Consider the following 17,492-nt stretch of genomic DNA (forward strand, 5'->3'; position numbering starts at 1 on the left):
ACCGTCTCCAGAGCCGGCTTATCGGTCGGAATATCTCAGTCCCTGACCGTGACGTTGATCCATCGCCCGGACGATCCCCGGCCATAGATCTCGACATCGATCCACACATCTCCGCGGATGATCATCCGGGCGGCTTCGCCGGTCATGTTTCCGTTCCTGAGCATGATCTCGAGTGCCTGGCGATTGTTTGCGTCGGCAAAGAACGTGTCCGGCTCGTCGTCCCTGTCCCGGATGCCGTAGAGATAGAAATTGGCCCGGTCCTGGCGAATGATCTGCCATGGCTGGGTCAGACGCACGCCCTTCGAATTGAACAGGTCGTCATGGCCGATATAGGCTCGGTAGCTGTCGATCAGCCTGTCCGAATGTTCGACTGTGACGCTGGACTGTGCCCATGCCGAGGCCACGGATACGGCAAGAATGCCGCCAGCCAGAACGGATAGAAATTTGCCACGCATCGGTGAATTTGCCCCCAAATCCTCTGCCGTCCAAGCCTATAGATTGTTCTCCGGGAATGTAAATGCGGATGCAGGTTTTGGTTGAATAATCAGTGCTGCAGTTGTCGCGACGGGATGGTTTGGGTGCGGGCTAGCGGTTGCCCCGGCCTCTGAGGCGCGCCGCAAGACCGTCGCTCTCTTCACGGATTCCTGACCCTTCGATTTAATCCTTCGGCCCCATCGCCGACCATGTCGGGCCATCCATGCTCTGCAGCAATTCCGGGGCGACGCCGTCGATGCGGGCCAGAACCGATTTGGCGAGTTCGCGGCCGGCATGGCGGACGTCTTCCGTCACGGTCAGCATTTCCGGCCGGATCCAGTTGAGGAAATCCGCAGACTGTTTGGACACGACATCGATATCGTTCCCGAGCCTGCGCCCGGCCGCCTCTATCCCGGCGATCAGCGCGATCGAGGACGAGCCGCTCAGGGATACGATCCCGTCCGGCGGTTCGGGGAGGCGCGACAGCCGCTCGGCATAGGCGCGCAGTTCCTCAAGCGGCGTCTCGGTGGTCATGCGCCCCATCGACACTTCGGTGATCTGAAAATCCGCCAGTCCGCGCTCGAAGCCGATCCGGCTATGGATGTGGTAGGAAAACCGGCTGAGCGGTGCCAATAACGCGATCCGCCTGCGGCCGCGCCGTGCGAGGCGCTCGACGGCCTGATAGACATAGGCCTCGTTGTCGAAATCATGGAACGGATGGGCAATGCCCATATCGGTGCGTCCATGGGTGACGAAGGGCAGGTTGCGCTCCGTCATCAGCAGCACCCGCGGATCTTCCGGCTCGATCCGTGAAATGATCACCCCGTCGGCCGAACCGGTATCGAGGATATAGCGAACCGGCACCATCGGGTCCTTCTCGAAGGAATGCGGCGTCACCACGAGGTGATACTGCGTGCCCCCCAGCACTTCCGAAATGCCCTGAACCATCTGGTTGGTGAAACCCATCAGTTCCTGCTCGATGCTCAAGACCAGCGCGATCACGTTGGTCTTGCCGGTTCGCAGCCGCACGCCGGCGCGGTTCGGCTGGTAGCCGAGCTGGCGGGCGACCAGCCGCACCCGTTCCTTCGTCTCAGCACCGATATCCGGGGCATCCTTCAGCGCCCGGGAAACGGTGGTGATGCCGAGCCCGGTCATGTAGGCGATGGTCTTCAGCGTCGGGCGTTCGCCAGCCGCGAGACCCGCCTTCGTCGTTTTCGTCTTCTCGTCCATCGCGTGCTCGCACCAAAGGCGTCCATTTGGCCGCCGGATACTTCATTATCGCCTAATACGGCAAAAATCTGTAACGTTACAGGTAAATTTCAATCGGCTCTGTCAAAAGTTGTTTGATCGCTGCAACCATGAGGACGCAGGACGCAGGTGCATATATTTTTGTGCGATTGCGAAAATATATTGCACTGGATCGATCTATAGCCTGAAAAAATGAGAATTTTCCTTGCCATCCTTGGGAGCGACGCACAATCTAAAGTTGATGAAAATAGCTTGCTGCAATTTATTTACCCTGTCGGGGTTGCCACACGTCGGCAATTGCCTTAGCTTTTTACTGCAACGTTTCAGTGAGGGAGGAGACTCATGCGTATTCGTGCATTCGCGGCCGTTCTGGCCACCACTGCGGCACTGCCATGCGCAGCATTTGCCGCCGATCTCGAAGTCACCCATTGGTGGACATCCGGCGGCGAGGCCGCAGCCGTCAAGGAACTGGCCAAGGCATTCGATGCGACCGGCAACAAATGGGTTGATGGCGCCATTGCAGGCTCGGGCAGCACCGCGCGCCCGATCATGATCAGCCGCATTACCGGCGGCGACCCGATGGGCGCCACCCAGTTCAACCATGGTCGCCAGGCCGAGGAACTGGTTGAGGCCGGCCTGATGCGCGACCTCAACGATGTGGCCGAGAAGGGCAATTGGAAGAACGTCATCAAGCCGGCAAGCCTGCTGGACAGTTGCACCTATGAAGGCAAGATCTATTGCGCGCCGGTCAACATCCATTCCTGGCAATGGCTGTGGCTGTCGAATGCCGCCTTCGAAAAGGCCGGCGTGCCGGTACCGAAGGACTGGAACGAATTCGTCGCCGCAGGTCCGGCATTGAAGAAGGCGGGCATCCAGCCGCTGGCGTTGGGCGGCCAGCCCTGGCAGGCGAACGGCCTGTTCGACACGCTGGTTCTGGCGATCGGTGGCACCGATCTCTACAACAAGGTCTACAAGGACAAGGACGAGGATGCTGCGGCAGGTCCCGACATGGCCAAGATCTTCGCGGCCGCCGATACGGCCCGTCAGCTTGCCCAGGGCTCCAATGTGCAGGACTGGAACCAGGCAACCAATCTCGTCCTAACCGGCAAGGCCGGTGGCCAGGTCATGGGCGACTGGGCACAGGGCGAATTCCAGATCGCCAACAAGGTTGCCGGCAAGGATTACAGCTGCCTGCCGGGCCTCGGCCTCAACCAGGTTCTGGCAACCGGCGGCGATGCCATCTACTTCCCGCTTTTGAAGGATGAGGCGAAGTCCAAGGCGCAGGAAGTTCTGGCCGAGACGATCGTCGCCCCCAAGACCCAGGTGGCCTTCAACCTCAAGAAGGGATCGGTTCCGATCCGTGGCGACATCGATTTGGCCGCGGCCAATGACTGCATGAAGAAGGGCATCGAGATCATCTCCAAGGGCGGTGTCGCGACAAGCACCGACCAGCTCGTGTCCGCCGACACGCAGAAACAGAAGGAGGATCTGATGGCCGAATTTTTCGCCAATACGTCGATGACGCCGGAAGCGGCCCAGAAGCGCTTTGCCGACATCATCGGTTCGGCCGACTGATCCGTTCGTCGCCATTCCGACGCGTACCGGTCCCGCCCAGAACCACCTGGCGCGGGACCGGAGGAGGGGCTGCGCGGCTGCGCATGCCTATCGAGGAGGAAACATGTCTAATCCCGCGCCGTCTGCCGCACCCCGATCTGCCGCACCACCCTCTGCCGCACCAATGAGGTCCCCGTCGAAGAAATCCGGCCGTCCCAACCAGCTTTTCCGCAATCTCAATTCCAAGATTGCGCTGACCCCGATGATCCTGGTTGCGACCGTCATCTTCTTCGGTGGCACGATCTGGACCGTGGTCTATTCCTTCACCAATTCGCGCCTTCTTCCGCGGGCAAGCTTTGTCGGTCTTGATCAGTATCAGCGCCTCTGGGCCTCATCGCGCTGGATCGTCTCGATCGAGAACCTGGCGATCTACGGCATCCTGTCCTTGATCTTCTCGCTCGTCATCGGCTTCATCCTGGCGGCCCTGATGGACCAGAAGATCCGCTTCGAAAGCGCTTTCCGTACCATCTTTCTCTATCCCTTCGCGCTGTCATTCATCGTCACCGGCCTTGTCTGGCAATGGATACTCAATCCGGAATTCGGCGTGCAGGGCATCGTCCGTTCGCTCGGCTGGGAAAGCTTCACCTTCGATCCGCTCTACAATCCCGATATCGTCATCTACGGCATCCTGATCGCCGGCCTCTGGCAGGGGACGGGGCTCGTCATGTGTCTGATGCTCGCCGGCCTGCGCGGCATAGACGAGGATATCTGGAAGGCCGCCCGCGTCGACGGCATACCCATGTGGCGCACCTATCTCTTCGTCGTCATCCCGATGATGCGCCCCGTCTTCATCACCACGCTGGTCATCATCGGCAGCGGCATCGTCAAGCTCTACGATCTCGTCGTCGCCCAGACCTCCGGTGGCCCCGGCAATGCGTCGGAAGTGCCGGCCAAATACGTCTACGACTACATGTTCCAGGCGCAGAACCTGGGGCAGGGCTTTGCCGCCTCCACCATGATGCTGCTCACCGTCGCCATCATCGTCGTTCCCTGGGCCTATCTCGAATTCGGAGGCTGGAAACGTGGCTGATATCTCCGCTCTCAACACCACCGCGATGGGCCGCAATGCGCCGGCAATCCGAAATGAAGCGCCGGGCCGTGCCCTGTCCGGGCCGCGTGGCAAACGGCCGAAGCGGGTCCTGTCGCGCCGCAATATCGTTCTCTACGGGCTGCTCGGACTTGCGGCACTCTATTACCTTCTGCCGCTCTATGTGATGGTCGTCACTTCGCTGAAGGGCATGCCGGAAATCCGCCTCGGCAATATCTTTTCCCCGCCGATGCAGATTACTTTCCAGCCCTGGCTCAAGGCATGGGCAGAGGCCTGCACGGGGCTGAACTGCGATGGCCTGTCGCGCGGTTTCGGCAATTCGGTGCGCATTCTCGTGCCCTCCGTCATCGTCTCGATCGCGGTCGCCTCGGTGAGCGGTTATGCGCTGGCCAACTGGCGCTTCAAGGGGTCCGAACTGTTCTTCTCGGTGCTGATCGTCGGCGCCTTCATTCCCTATCAGGTGATGATCTACCCGATCGTCATCATCCTGCGCGAGATCGGTATCTACGGCTCGCTGACCGGTCTTGTCGTCGTCCACACCATCTTCGGCATGCCGATCCTCACACTTCTGTTCAGGAATTATTTCGCCGGCCTGCCGGAGGAATTGTTCAAGGCGGCGCGCATCGACGGTGCCGGCTTCTGGCAGATCTACGGCCGCATCATGCTGCCCATGTCGCTGCCGATCTTCGTCGTCGCCATCATCATTCAGGTCACCGGCATCTGGAACGATTTTCTCTTCGGCGTCGTCTTCACCCGTCCCGATACCTATCCGATGACCGTCCAGCTCAATAACATCGTCAACTCCGTCCAGGGAGTGAAGGAATACAACGTCAACATGGCGGCAACCCTGCTCACCGGCGCCGTTCCGCTGATCGTCTATTTCGTTTCCGGCCGGCTGTTCGTGCGCGGCATCGCCGCCGGCGCAGTAAAGGGGTAAGCCTTGATGACCGACCTCTCTCATTCCGTTTCCATCCGCGACCTGACGCTCTCCTTCGGGGCCGTCACGGTGCTCGAAAATCTCAATCTCGATATCCATGACGGCGAATTCCTCGTCCTGCTCGGATCCTCCGGCTGCGGCAAGTCCACGCTTTTGAACTGCATCGCCGGCCTGCTGGAGCCGACCGACGGCCAGATCTTCATCAAGGAGAAGAACGTCACCTGGGAAGAGCCGAAGGATCGCGGCATCGGCATGGTCTTCCAGTCCTACGCGCTCTATCCGCAGATGACGGTCGAAAAGAACCTCTCCTTCGGCCTCAAGGTCGCCGGCATGCCGAAGGAGGAGATCGACAAGCGCATCGCCCGCGCCGCCGGCATATTGCAGATCGAGCCGCTGTTGCAGCGCAAGCCCGCCGCGCTCTCCGGCGGCCAGCGTCAGCGCGTCGCGATCGGCCGCGCGCTTGTCCGCGATGTCGATGTCTTCCTGTTCGACGAGCCGCTTTCCAATCTCGATGCGAAACTGCGTTCCGAACTGCGCGTCGAGATCAAGCGCCTGCACCAGTCGCTGAAGAACACGATGATCTACGTCACCCACGACCAGATCGAGGCACTGACGCTGGCTGACCGTATCGCCATCATGAAGAGCGGGGTCATCCAGCAGCTGGACGACCCGATCACCATCTACAACCGCCCGAGAAACCGGTTCGTCGCCGGTTTCATCGGCTCGCCCTCGATGAATTTTCTCTCCGGCGAACTTGCGGATGAGGGCGGTCAAAAAGTCTTCCGCACCAATGGCGTCAGCATTTCACTTGCCGGCTATGAGGCATCAGAACCGCTGGCGGCCGGCCGCAAGGTCGTGCTCGGCCTGCGTCCCGAACATATCAAGGTCGATCGTGACGAGCCGGGCGGGCAAGCCCATGAGGCGATCGTCGATATCGAGGAGCCGATGGGCGCCGACAACCTGATCTGGCTGAAACTTGCCGGCCACACGATCTCGGTCCGCATCGGCGGCGCGCGGCGCTATGCGGTCGGCTCCAGGGTGCGCCTCGGCTTCGACATGACCATGGCCTCGCTTTTCGATGCAACGACGGAGGAGCGGATCTGATGGCAGCCCTTCGCCCGAGCTTCAATCCCCGCCTGATCGGCCGCCCGGCGCCCCGCCAGGAGCGGCGTCCGGATATCAAGACCGCCGTGAGGCTGAATTCATGACCAGCATTCCGCTTTCCGGAGAGTGGCGGCTCTCGTCTCCCGACAATGCGCATGCCGCCACCATGCCGATCCCCGGCGACATCCACACGGCACTGAAAGTCGCCGGCATCATTCCCGACCCCTATCTCGGCCGCAACGAGAACGATGTCCAATGGGTCGCGCATCAGGACTGGCAGATCGAACGGAGCGTCGTGATCGATGATCCGGGCGGCGCCTGGTATCTCGACATCACCTATCTCGATACGGTGGCGATCGTCTTCGTCAACGACGTGCCGGTTCTCTCTGCCGACAACTGCTTTCGCCGCTACCGGCCGGATGTTTCGGCCGCCCTGAAACCCGGCGAAAACACCATCCGCATCCTTTTCCACTCCAACATCAGGGCCGGCGCCGAACGTCAGGCGAAACAGCCCTTCTACATCCCGTTCTCGAAAAACTGCCCGATCCCGGACGGCAACATGCTGCGCAAGCCGCAATGCCATTTCGGCTGGGACTGGAACCTCGCCGTGGCGCCGCTCGGCCTCTATGGCGAGATCGCCCTGAAGCGGCTGGAGACGGCGCGTATCGAACATGTCGTCACCGAACAGAGACATCACGAGGACGGCTCGGTCGATCTGCATGTCTGTGTCTCGTTCTTCGCCGATGCGCCGGGCGTCATCCCGGTCCATCTCGAACTTGGCCTTGAACTTGGCCAAGAACTCGGCTCCGATCTGGATGACGAGCGTCTGCGTCTCGATTGCGGCATGCGGCCGGGCGAAAACACGGTGCACCATGTCTTCCATCTCGAGACGCCAAAGCTCTGGTGGCCGGCCGGCAGTGGCGGACAGGCGCTGTACCGGCTCACCATCGAGACACCGTCCGAGACGATCACCCGCCAGATCGGCCTGCGCACCGTCGAGCTTGTGACCGACAGGGACGAGGCCGGTAGCCGCTTCGCCTTCCGCATCAACGGCCGCGAAATCTTCTGCCGCGGCGCCAACTGGATCCCCGCCGATGCGCTGTTTTCGCTGACCACCCCGGAGAAGACCGAGGACCTGCTGCAATCGGCCGTCGAGGCCAATATGAACATGATCCGCATCTGGGGCGGCGGCTTTTACGAAGACGATCATTTCTACGACCTCTGCGACCGGCTCGGCCTGATGGTCTGGCAGGATTTCCAGTTCGCCTGCAACATCTATCCCTCGACACCGGATTTCCTCGACAATGTCGAACACGAGGTCGAGTACCAGACGAAGCGGCTGATCTCGCATCCCTCGATCGTGCTCTGGTGCGGCGATAACGAACTGGTCGGCGCTCTCGGCTGGTATGAGGAGACCCGCAGCAATCGCGATCGCTACCTCGTCTCCTACGACCGCCTCAACCACACGATCGAGCGGGCGATGAAGAAGGCGGTGCCCCAGGCGATCTGGTGGCCGTCGAGCCCGGCCTCGGGCTATCTCGATTACGGCGATGCCTGGCACGCTGATGGCTCCGGCGACATGCATTTCTGGTCCGTCTGGCACGAGAACAAGCCGTTTGAACACTACCGCGATGTCAAGCCGCGATTCTGCTCCGAATTCGGCTTCCAGTCCTATACGTCGCTGCCTGTGATCCGCACCTATGCGGAGGAGAAGGACCTGAACATTGCCTCGCCGGTGATGGAACATCACCAGCGCAATGTCGGCGGCAATGAGCGCATCGCCGCCACCATGTTCCGCAATTTCCGCTTCCCAAGGGACTTTGCCAATTTCGTCTATCTGAGCCAGGTCCAGCAGGGCGTGGCGATCAGGACGGCGGTCGATTACTGGCGTTCGCTCAAGCCCCATTGCATGGGCACGCTCTACTGGCAGCTCAACGACACCTGGCCGGTCGCCTCCTGGGCAAGCCTCGATTACGGCGGCGGCTGGAAAGTGCTGCACTATATGGCCCGCCGTTTCTTCCAGCCGGTGACGGTCGCCGCGATACCATCGGATGACGGCCGCGAAATCCGCTTGTCGCTGGTCAACGATACGGCAGAAGACGTCTCGGTGACGCTCGACATCTCGCTCCTGACGCTTTCGGGCGAGCGCCGTACACTCCGGAGCATCGACGCTTTCTGCCCCCCGGATAGGGCTGTCACGGCGACGACGATCGCTGCCGACACCATCCCGAAGGATTGCCTCCTCGCCTGGCGGTTCACCGCATCCGATGGCTCGGCAAGCGAGGGGCATCATGTGATGGAAAGCTACAAGGCGCTGGAACTTGCGCCATCAGGCGTCGAGTTTTGGGTTTCGTCCGCCGGCGCGGCGGACGATAAACCGGCCTATGACATTCTCGTCCAGTCGTCCGGACTGGCGCTCTTCGTCATGATCGAGAGTGACACGCCGGGCCGCTATTCCGACAACGCATTCGATCTTGCCGCCGGCGAAAACCGAAAGGTTCGCTTTACCCCTGGCGAGCCGGCGGCAGGCCCCCCGGTTTTCCGTATCTACGATCTTCAATCCTGCCAGTCGGCAGGTTGATATTTGATTTCAAGGAGGATGACATGACGACTTTGGGTTTCCAGCTCTATAGCGCTCGCAATTTCCCGCCGGTCTCGGACGTGCTGAAACTGGTTGCGAAAAACGGCTACAGCCAGGTGGAGGGCTATGGCGCGCTCTATGCGACGCTGGACGAGACAGCGCTGAAGGCCATGCGGGCAGAACTGGAGGCCAATGGCCTAACCATGCCGACCGGCCATTTCGGCATCGATCTCCTCGAAAACGAGCCTGAACAGGCATTGCTGATCGCCAAAACCCTCGGTGTCGAGGCGATCTACTGCCCTTACCTGATGCCGGATCAGCGTCCGACCGATGCGGCCGGCTGGTTCGCCTTCGGCAAGCAGCTCGCAGAGGCCGGCAAGCGCTATCAGGATGCCGGCTACCTGTTCGGCTGGCATAACCATGATTTCGAGTTCAAGCCGCTCTCCGATGGCTCGACCCCGCAGGAGCAGATCTTCGCCGGCGGGCCGGATCTCACCTGGGAAGCCGATATCGCCTGGGTCATCCGCGGTGGTGCCGATCCCTTCGCCTGGATCGAAAGCTACGGCCGCAAGATCACGGCAGTCCATGTCAAGGACATCGCGCCGGCCGGCGAGAACAGGGATGAGGACGGCTGGGCCGATGTCGGGCAGGGCATGGTTCCGTGGAAGGATCTGATGGGCGCCTTGAGAACCAGCAGTTCAGCGAAATACTATGTGCTCGAACACGATAACCCGAAGGACATAGATCGCCTGGCATCCCGGTCCATGGCTGCCTTCAAGACCTATTGATCTCTTCATATTCATCCGGAGTTTCAACATGACCAAGGAACTGGGCGTCGGCATCCTCGGATGCGGCAACATTTCCACTACCTATTTCTCGCTCTCGCCGCTGTTCAAGGGGATCAAGGTTCTCGCCTGCGCCGACCTCAACATCGAGGCGGCGAAAGCACGGGCAAAGGAATATGGCGTCAAGGCGCAGACGGTCGAGCAGATGCTCGCCAATGACGAGATCGATGTGATCGTCAATCTGACCATTCCCGACGCGCATTTCACCGTCTCCAGAGCGATCCTTGAAGCCGGCAAGCATGTCTACTCGGAAAAGCCGCTGACGGTGACGCTGAACGAGGGCAAGGAACTTCAAGCGCTGGCGAAATCCAAGGGCCTTGCCGTCGGCTGCGCCCCCGACACCTTCCTCGGCGGCGCCCACCAGCTGGCTCGTGACTATATCGACGGCGGCGGGGTCGGGCGCATCACCTCGGGAACCTGCCACGTGATGAGCCCCGGCATGGAAATGTGGCACCCCAATCCGGGATTCTTCTTCCTGAACGGCGGCGGCCCGATCCTCGATCTCGGCCCCTATTACATCGCCAACCTGATCAATTTCCTTGGCCCGGTCAAACGCGTGGCTGCGCTCACATCGATGGCCAGCCCGACCCGCACCATCACCAGCGAACCGCTGAAGGGCACGGTCATCCCGGTCGAAACGCCGACCAATATCCAGGCGCTCCTGGAATTTGCCGAGGGCGCGACGATCACGCTGTCTGCCAGCTGGGATGTCTGGTCGCATCGTCATGCCAATATGGAACTCTACGGCACGGAGGGCTCGCTCTACGTGCCGGACCCGAATTTCTTCGGTGGCGTGGTCGAGGCGAGCGGCCGCGACAAGGATATCAAGCCACTCAAGGACTGGGATCATCCCTTCGGCAAGGCGAACCAGGAACACCCGCAGGGGCCGCGTGCCAACTATCGCACGGCTGGCCTTGCCGACATGGCGATGGCACTGATCGAAGGACGGGACATCAGATGCTCGATCGACCGCGCCCTGCACGGCGTCGATGTCATGACCTCGATCCTCAAATCCGGTGCCGAGGGCAGGTTCATCGCCACCACCACCACCTGCACCAAGCCTGCGGCACTTGGCATTGAGGAAGCGCTGGCGCTTCTGGCGTGAGGCGATAAGAATGCCGCCGGCACCGAAGAGAGGTTCGACGCCGGTTTATTTGGAGGACTTTTCAAATGACGTGGCTCCCGGCGGAAAACCGCTACGACAACATGACCTATAACCGTTGCGGCCGTTCCGGCCTCAAGCTGCCGGCGATCTCGCTCGGCCTTTGGCACAATTTCGGCGATGACACGCCGCATCAGCGCAAGGTCGATATCTGCAAGAAGGCATTCGACCTCGGCATCACCCATTTCGATCTCGCCAACAATTACGGCCCGAAACCGGGCTCAGCCGAACTCGCCTTCGGCCAGATCCTGCGCGAGGAATTTTCCGGCCTGCGCGATGAGCTGATCATCTCGTCGAAAGCCGGCTACAACATGTGGCCGGGCCCTTATGGCGAATGGGGCAGCCGCAAATATCTGATCGCCTCCTGCGATCAGAGCCTGAAGCGCATGGGCCTCGACTATGTCGATATCTTCTATTCGCACCGTTTCGACCCGGACACGCCGCTTGAGGAAACCTGCGGTGCGCTGGATCATATCGTCCGCTCGGGCCGGGCGCTTTACGTCGGCCTTTCGTCCTACAATTCGAAGCGCACCCGCGAAGCAGTCGCGATCCTGAAAGAGATGGGCACGCCGGTTCTCATCCATCAGCCGAGCTATTCGATGATCAACCGCTGGGTCGAGGAGGACGGCCTGCTCGATACGCTCGAAGACCTCGGTATTGGCTCGATCGTCTTCTCGCCGCTGGCGCAGGGCATGCTGACGTCGAAATATCTCGGCGGCATTCCGGAAGACAGCCGTGCCGCCCAGGGCAAGTCGCTGCGCCCGGCCTTCCTCAACGACAAGAATATCGAGAACCTGAAGGGCCTCAACGCGATCGCCGAACGTCGCGGCCAGACGCTGGCGCAGATGGCACTCGCCTGGGTGCTGCGCGGCGGCCATGTGACGACCGCGCTGATCGGCGCCAGCCGCCCCGAACAGGTCGAGGATTGCGTCAAAGCGCTGGAGAAACGCGATTTCACCGCAGACGAACTGGCCGAGATCGACAGGTTCGCCAAGGAAGCCGACATCAACATCTGGGCGGCTTCGGCCGAGCGGGAAGGGCCGGCAAGGAGCAAGTAAGGCCGACGTCTACGCGCGGGCATTTGTCCGTCACGTTTGAGCAAGCACCTGCCCCTCACCCTAACCCTCTCCCCGTAAACGGGGCGAGGGGACTTGCCTCGATTGGGGCAGGGACAGTGCGGCTTGCATCCTTCTCCCCGCAAGCGGGGAGAAGGTGCCGGCAGGCGGATGAGGGGCCACTCCAGCCGCTAACGCCGAAACACATATGCCGACAGGCGGCTGGGGAGCCGCCTGATAAATTCTCTGGGAGGAGATACGATCATGATCCGCAACCCGATCCTGCCGGGCTTCAATGCCGATCCGTCCATCTGCCGTGTCGGTGAGGACTATTACATCGCCACCTCCACCTTCGAATGGTATCCGGGCGTGCAGATCCATCACTCCCGCGATCTCGTCAACTGGGCGCTGGTCCGTCGTCCGCTGGAGCGCAAGGCCCAGCTCGACATGCGCGGCAATCCCGACAGCTGCGGCGTCTGGGCGCCGTGTCTCTCTTATGCCGATAGCCAGTTCTGGCTGGTCTATACCGACGTCAAACGTTACGACGGCAATTTCAAGGATGCCCATAACTACATCGTCACCGCGCCGTCGATCGAGGCCGAATGGTCCGATCCGGTCTATGTCAACTCATCCGGTTTCGACCCGTCGCTCTTCCATGACGACGATGGCCGCAAATGGTTCGTCAACATGCAGTGGAACTACCGGACCGAAAGCTATGGCGGTGCCCCGAAGCATCCGGCCTTCGACGGCATCCTGCTGCAGGAATGGGACGCTGAGGCGAGGGCGCTGAAAGGACCGATCACCAATATCTTTCCCGGCAGCCCGCTCGGCCTTGTCGAGGCACCGCATCTCTTCAAGCGCAACGGCTGGTATTATCTGACCACGGCCGAAGGCGGCACCGGCTACGACCATGCGGTGACCATGGCGCGCTCGCGCACCATCGACGGCCAGTACCAGCTTCATCCGAATACCCATCTCATCACCTCGAAGGACAATCCCGAAACCGTCCTGCAGCGGGCAGGGCATGGCCAGTATGTCGAGACACCGGATGGTGACGTCTACCATACCCATCTCTGCAGCCGGCCGCTTGCGCCCAACCGTCGCTCGCCGCTAGGCCGCGAGACGGGCTTACAGAAATGCGTCTGGAAGGATGACGGCTGGCTCTATCTCGCCCAAGGCGGGGTGGTGCCCGATGTCGAAGTCCCTGCGCCGACCGGCGCCGAGCCCGCCGGAAAGCCTGCCCGCATCCATTACAATTTCGATGCCCCGACATTTCCCATGGATTTCCAATGGCTGCGCACGCCGGAACCCGGTCGCATCTTCAGCCTGTCGGCGAGGCAGGATGCCTTGCGCCTCATCGGCCGCGAAAGCATCGGCTCATGGTTCGAACAGGCGCTCGTTGCCCGCCGCCAGGAACATCACCGGTTCCGCGCCGAAACCACGGTCGAGGAGTTCGCGCCGGACACCTATCAGCAGGCCTGCGGCCTGACCCACTATTACAACCGACACAAATTCCATGCGCTGGCCGTGACGCTGCATGAAAAGCTTGGGCGCGCGGTGACGATTTTCTCCTGCCCGGGCGATTTCCCCCATGGCCGCATGCAGTTTCCGGCGGGCAGCGGCATTGCCATACCCGATGGTCCGGTGGCGCTTGCGATGGAAGTCCGCGACAACGACCTGCAATTCTCCTGGCGCTCCGGCGGCAGCGATGACTGGCAGAAAATCGGCCCGGTTCTCGACGCCAGCGTCATCTCCGACGAAGGCGGCCGCGGCGAGCACGGGTCCTTCACCGGCGCCTTCGCCGGCATGTTCGCCTTCGATACGTCGGGTCGGGCAAAGACAGCTGATTTCAGCAGTTTCCGCTACGAGGCGAGTCGCATTTGAAGCAATGCATGTCTTGCGAAATCGTTAATTGTTCCTATGAGGAGCTTTCAGCAAGTACATATGATTGTTACATATATTTAATCTTGCATTCATTTTGCATTCATCGCGTGCGGCCTAGTTTCAGGTCGTGTTCAACGCGAGGAAACAAACATGAAAAAGATCATTCTCACGCTCATCGCCGCAACCGCTCTGGCCGCTCCCCTGGCCGCCACGGCGCAGGCTCAGCAGCCGCCGCATCACGGTCCCGACCGCCACGTCGAGAAGAAGGTTGTCGTCACCAAGTCGCATTGGAGCAAGGGCTACCGCATGACGTCGGCCGATCGCCGCCGCACCGTCGAGGTGCGCGACTACCGCAGCCATCGCCTTTCGGCCCCGCCGCGCGGTTACCACTGGGTCAAGGTCGATAACGACTACCTGCTGATCGGCATCACCAGCGGCATCATTTCCAGCATCATTGCCGCTCACTAAGCCGGCTAATAAAAGCGGCGGAGGCTCTCTCAAGCCCCCGCCGTTCTGCTGTCCTGAATTGAACGGCGCGCAGCGGTTTCGTGGCGCGCGGTTCGCATTGAGCAGGATTATGGCGTCAGGCATGTCCTGAGCGAAGTCGAAAGTCCGTGCATCATGTCGAAATAGAGGTTGGGGCCTTCCTTCAACGTGCCAGCTTCCGGATCCAGAACGCCGGATTTCGCTTTCGATCCCTCGGTCACCACGGCCACCAGCTTCGGCTCGAACTGCGGTTCGGCGAAAACGCAGGTCGCGCCGAGTTGCTCGACCTTCTGATGGATTTCCTTCACCCGTTCCGCCCCCGGCATCGTCTCGGGGCTCACCGTGATCGATCCGGCAACCTTCACCCCGTAGCGATGCTCGAAATACTGATAGGCGTCGTGGAAGACGATGAACGGCTTGTCCTTGAGCGGCGACAGCTCCGTCTTCAGCTCGGCATCGAGTGCATCGAGCTTCTTCATCAGGTCGGCGGCATTCTTCTGGTAGATTGCGGCATGCTCGGCGTCCGCCTGTACCAGCTGCTTCTCGATCTCCTCCGTCATCGCTTTGGCGTTCATCGGGTCGAGCCACAGATGCACGTCATTGCCGTCATGATCGTGGTCGCCGTCATCATGAGCTTCTTCGCCGGATGCGTCATGATCGTGTCCATGATCATGCCCCTCTTCCTCCGCTTCCGGCTCGAACACGCCGCCTTCGCGGAATTTCAGCTTGGTCAGCCCCGGCGCGTCTTCCAGCGTCACTACCGTTGCCTTGGAACCCAGCGCCTCGAGCGGCTTTTCCAGAAACGCTTCCATCCCGTGGCCGATCCAGAAGATCAGGTCGGCATTCTGCAATGCCGCCGCATTGGAAGGCTTCATGCTGTAGGTATGCGGAGACGCCGCGCCCTCGACGATCAGCTTCGGTTCTCCCACGCCCTGCATCACCGACGCAACCAGCGAATGGATCGGCTTGATCGACACCACGACATTCGGCGTAGCGGCAAAGGCGCCTGAGGCAGCCAGCAACGCGACCGAAGACAGGAGAAGAGAAGCTGCAAATTTCACGGCATTTTCCTTGTTTATGATCGTAATGTTATTACATCAATTGCGTTATGCTATAACGTGTGCCAAGACCATTGGCAACCCGACCCGAATGACGGCGGACAACAGGAATTCTGATCGATCATGCTGATGAGCAGCCGGGCCGCCACTGCCCGCAGGAAGCAGCCGCAACAGGCCGAAACGCTGGTCTCTCTCGACGATGCCGGCATTCGGCGCGATGGCCGCTGGCTCGTTCGCGGCGTCGAATTCTCCATCCGTCGCGGCGAGGTCGTCACCCTCATCGGCCCGAACGGCGCCGGCAAGTCGACCACCGCCAAGATGGCGATCGGCGTGTTGAAGCCGGACGAGGGCAGGGTGGTGCGCAGCAGGGACCTGCGCGTCGGCTACGTGCCGCAGAAACTCGCCGTCGACTGGACCATGCCGCTCTCCGTCCGCCGGTTGATGACGCTCACCGGCCCGCTGAAGGAGGCCGAGATCGTCGAGGCCCTCGAGGCGACCGGCATCCCGCATCTGATCGGCTCGGAAGTCCGCCATCTCTCCGGCGGCGAGTTCCAGCGCGCTCTTCTCGCCCGTGCCATTGCCCGAAAGCCCGACCTGATGGTGCTCGACGAGCCGGTCCAGGGCGTCGACTTTGCCGGCGAGGCGGCGCTCTACGATCTGATCCGCGAGATCCGCAACATCACCGGCTGCGGCATCCTGATGATCTCGCATGACCTGCACATGGTCATGGCCGGCACCGATACGGTAATTTGCCTCAACGGTCATGTCTGCTGCCGCGGCACGCCGGAGGTCGTCAGCCAGAGTTCCGATTACATGAAGCTCTTCGGCGGCAATGCCCGTTCGCTTGCCGTCTACAATCACCATCACGACCACACCCATCTGCCCGACGGAAGGGTGCGCCATTCGGACGGCTCGATCACCGACCACTGCCATCCGGATGACGGCCACCATCACGATCATGACCATGATCACAATCATGTCGAAGGGCACAGCCATGCCGACGGGCACGGGCATGATCATGGCGACGGCGAACACCATCATCACGCCCCCCATGCCCATGGCGAAAATGCCGGCCATTCTCATGCCCATTCTCACGCCCACGCCCATCACCATGGCGACCACGCGCATCACCACGATGCGGCTGCAGATAGGGATGGAGGCAGCAATGCTCGATGATTTCTTCATCCGCGCGCTCGTCGCCGGTATCGGCGTGGCATTGACCGCAGGCCCGCTCGGCTGTTTCGTCGTCTGGCGGCGCATGGCCTATTTCGGCGACACCATGGCCCATTCGGCGCTGCTCGGCGTCGCCCTGTCGCTGTTTTTCGAGATCAACCTTCTGGTTGCCGTGTTCGGCGTCGCGGTCCTGGTCTCGGTTCTGCTTCTTCTCTTGCAGCGGCGCCAGTCGCTCTCGGCCGATGCGCTGCTCGGCATCCTCTCCCATTCGGCGCTGGCGATCGGGCTCGTGCTGGTCGCCTTCATGACCTGGGTGCGGATCGACCTGATCGCCTTCCTCTTCGGTGATATTCTGGCGGTGACGCGGTCCGATATAGCGCTGATCTGGGGTGGCGGGGCGCTCGTCGTGGCCGCCATCGCCTGGCTGTGGCGACCGCTCGTCGCCTCCACCGTCAGCGAGGACGTGGCGGAAGCGGAAGGCATGAACCCGGCCCGCACGAAACTCATCTTCATGCTGCTGATGGCGCTCGTCATCGCGATTGCCATGAAGATCGTCGGCATCATGCTGATCACCGCGCTGCTGATCATTCCGGCCGCCACCGCCCGCCGCTTTTCCGCAAGCCCGGAATGGATGGCGGTCTTTGCCTCGCTGATCGGCGCGGCTGCCGTTATCGGTGGTCTTTTCGGCTCGCTCACCTATGATACGCCGTCCGGCCCTTCCATCGTGGTCGCCGCACTCCTACTTTTCATCATAAGCCTGATTCCAGCCTTCGGCACCAAGACCGCCGAACGGCCAGCCAACAAGGGAGTGCGAGGATGAACG

At 61.2% G+C, this 17,492-nt stretch carries 15 protein-coding genes; 12 read left to right on the forward strand and 3 right to left on the reverse strand.

The window, feature by feature from the left end; genetic code table 11:
• Positions 1-35 precede the first annotated feature (35 nt).
• Both NCHU2750_RS08170 and NCHU2750_RS08175 read right to left on the reverse strand, forming a co-directional pair.
• A complete protein-coding gene (locus NCHU2750_RS08170) occupies positions 36-455 on the reverse strand; it encodes a hypothetical protein (RefSeq protein ID WP_162939545.1) in 420 nt (139 codons plus the stop codon).
• Between the two features lie 202 nt (positions 456-657).
• Positions 658-1,704 carry a LacI family transcriptional regulator gene (locus tag NCHU2750_RS08175; RefSeq protein ID WP_119939985.1) on the reverse strand — a complete coding sequence of 349 codons (1,047 nt, stop codon included), beginning with the start codon at positions 1,702-1,704 and terminating at the stop codon, positions 658-660.
• Positions 1,705-2,064: 360 nt separating this feature from the next.
• Between NCHU2750_RS08175 and NCHU2750_RS08180 the strand changes: the two genes are divergently transcribed.
• The 10 genes from NCHU2750_RS08180 (at position 2,065) to NCHU2750_RS08225 (ending at position 14,420) form a co-directional block, all read left to right on the forward strand.
• Positions 2,065-3,297 (forward strand): ABC transporter substrate-binding protein, encoded by a 1,233-nt coding sequence (locus tag NCHU2750_RS08180; RefSeq protein WP_119939986.1) that lies wholly within the window; start codon positions 2,065-2,067, stop codon positions 3,295-3,297.
• Between the two features lie 163 nt (positions 3,298-3,460).
• Complete coding sequence (locus tag NCHU2750_RS08185; protein ID WP_119939987.1) at positions 3,461-4,366, forward strand: carbohydrate ABC transporter permease; 906 nt, start codon at positions 3,461-3,463, stop codon at positions 4,364-4,366.
• Positions 4,359-5,321: a carbohydrate ABC transporter permease gene (locus NCHU2750_RS08190; RefSeq protein ID WP_245480362.1), complete on the forward strand. Its 963-nt coding sequence runs from the start codon at positions 4,359-4,361 to the stop codon at positions 5,319-5,321. The genes NCHU2750_RS08185 and NCHU2750_RS08190 overlap by 8 nt, the downstream gene beginning before the upstream one ends.
• Positions 5,322-5,327: 6 nt before the next feature.
• Positions 5,328-6,425, forward strand: a complete 1,098-nt coding sequence (locus tag NCHU2750_RS08195; protein WP_119939988.1) for an ABC transporter ATP-binding protein — start codon at positions 5,328-5,330, stop codon at positions 6,423-6,425.
• A gap of 100 nt (positions 6,426-6,525) precedes the next feature.
• A complete protein-coding gene (locus NCHU2750_RS08200; protein ID WP_119939989.1) occupies positions 6,526-9,006 on the forward strand; it encodes a beta-mannosidase in 2,481 nt (826 codons plus the stop codon).
• A 23-nt stretch (positions 9,007-9,029) separates the two neighbouring features.
• Entirely contained in the window at positions 9,030-9,794 is a 765-nt protein-coding gene (locus NCHU2750_RS08205) for a sugar phosphate isomerase/epimerase family protein (RefSeq protein WP_119939990.1), read from the forward strand.
• Positions 9,795-9,822: 28 nt separating this feature from the next.
• A complete protein-coding gene (locus tag NCHU2750_RS08210; protein ID WP_119939991.1) occupies positions 9,823-10,956 on the forward strand; it encodes a Gfo/Idh/MocA family protein in 1,134 nt (377 codons plus the stop codon).
• 65 nt (positions 10,957-11,021) lie between these two features.
• Complete coding sequence (mgrA, locus tag NCHU2750_RS08215; protein WP_119939992.1) at positions 11,022-12,071, forward strand: L-glyceraldehyde 3-phosphate reductase; 1,050 nt, start codon at positions 11,022-11,024, stop codon at positions 12,069-12,071.
• 261 nt (positions 12,072-12,332) lie between these two features.
• A complete protein-coding gene (locus NCHU2750_RS08220; protein ID WP_119939993.1) occupies positions 12,333-13,952 on the forward strand; it encodes a glycoside hydrolase family 43 protein in 1,620 nt (539 codons plus the stop codon).
• A gap of 150 nt (positions 13,953-14,102) precedes the next feature.
• Positions 14,103-14,420 carry an RcnB family protein gene (locus tag NCHU2750_RS08225; RefSeq protein ID WP_119939994.1) on the forward strand — a complete coding sequence of 106 codons (318 nt, stop codon included), beginning with the start codon at positions 14,103-14,105 and terminating at the stop codon, positions 14,418-14,420.
• Positions 14,421-14,527: 107 nt separating this feature from the next.
• Here the strand turns inward: NCHU2750_RS08225 and NCHU2750_RS08230 are convergent, their stop codons facing one another.
• Complete coding sequence (locus NCHU2750_RS08230) at positions 14,528-15,499, reverse strand: zinc ABC transporter substrate-binding protein (protein ID WP_119939995.1); 972 nt, start codon at positions 15,497-15,499, stop codon at positions 14,528-14,530.
• A gap of 120 nt (positions 15,500-15,619) precedes the next feature.
• Here NCHU2750_RS08230 and NCHU2750_RS08235 point away from each other — a divergent pair, with 120 nt between their 5' ends.
• Positions 15,620-16,672: an ATP-binding cassette domain-containing protein gene (locus NCHU2750_RS08235; protein ID WP_119939996.1), complete on the forward strand. Its 1,053-nt coding sequence runs from the start codon at positions 15,620-15,622 to the stop codon at positions 16,670-16,672.
• Complete coding sequence (gene znuB, locus NCHU2750_RS08240) at positions 16,662-17,489, forward strand: zinc ABC transporter permease subunit ZnuB (protein ID WP_119939997.1); 828 nt, start codon at positions 16,662-16,664, stop codon at positions 17,487-17,489. Before NCHU2750_RS08235 ends, znuB begins: the two co-directional genes overlap by 11 nt.
• The last annotated feature ends 3 nt before the right edge of the window (positions 17,490-17,492 follow it).

The organism is Neorhizobium sp. NCHU2750 (assembly GCF_003597675.1).
Classification (GTDB): domain Bacteria; phylum Pseudomonadota; class Alphaproteobacteria; order Rhizobiales; family Rhizobiaceae; genus Neorhizobium.

What these genes read in the sequence shown, in the direction of transcription:
- NCHU2750_RS08170 (WP_162939545.1), bottom strand. Translation starts at nt 455, where the DNA reads ATGCGTGGCAAATTTCTATCCGTTCTGGCTGGCGGCATTCTTGCCGTA.
- NCHU2750_RS08175 (WP_119939985.1), bottom strand. Translation starts at nt 1,704, where the DNA reads ATGGACGAGAAGACGAAAACGACGAAGGCGGGTCTCGCGGCTGGCGAA.
- NCHU2750_RS08180 (WP_119939986.1), top strand. Translation starts at nt 2,065, where the DNA reads ATGCGTATTCGTGCATTCGCGGCCGTTCTGGCCACCACTGCGGCACTG.
- NCHU2750_RS08185 (WP_119939987.1), top strand. Translation starts at nt 3,461, where the DNA reads ATGAGGTCCCCGTCGAAGAAATCCGGCCGTCCCAACCAGCTTTTCCGC.
- NCHU2750_RS08195 (WP_119939988.1), top strand. Translation starts at nt 5,328, where the DNA reads ATGACCGACCTCTCTCATTCCGTTTCCATCCGCGACCTGACGCTCTCC.
- NCHU2750_RS08200 (WP_119939989.1), top strand. Translation starts at nt 6,526, where the DNA reads ATGACCAGCATTCCGCTTTCCGGAGAGTGGCGGCTCTCGTCTCCCGAC.
- NCHU2750_RS08205 (WP_119939990.1), top strand. Translation starts at nt 9,030, where the DNA reads ATGACGACTTTGGGTTTCCAGCTCTATAGCGCTCGCAATTTCCCGCCG.
- NCHU2750_RS08210 (WP_119939991.1), top strand. Translation starts at nt 9,823, where the DNA reads ATGACCAAGGAACTGGGCGTCGGCATCCTCGGATGCGGCAACATTTCC.
- mgrA (WP_119939992.1), top strand. Translation starts at nt 11,022, where the DNA reads ATGACGTGGCTCCCGGCGGAAAACCGCTACGACAACATGACCTATAAC.
- NCHU2750_RS08220 (WP_119939993.1), top strand. Translation starts at nt 12,333, where the DNA reads ATGATCCGCAACCCGATCCTGCCGGGCTTCAATGCCGATCCGTCCATC.
- NCHU2750_RS08225 (WP_119939994.1), top strand. Translation starts at nt 14,103, where the DNA reads ATGAAAAAGATCATTCTCACGCTCATCGCCGCAACCGCTCTGGCCGCT.
- NCHU2750_RS08235 (WP_119939996.1), top strand. Translation starts at nt 15,620, where the DNA reads ATGCTGATGAGCAGCCGGGCCGCCACTGCCCGCAGGAAGCAGCCGCAA.
- znuB (WP_119939997.1), top strand. Translation starts at nt 16,662, where the DNA reads ATGCTCGATGATTTCTTCATCCGCGCGCTCGTCGCCGGTATCGGCGTG.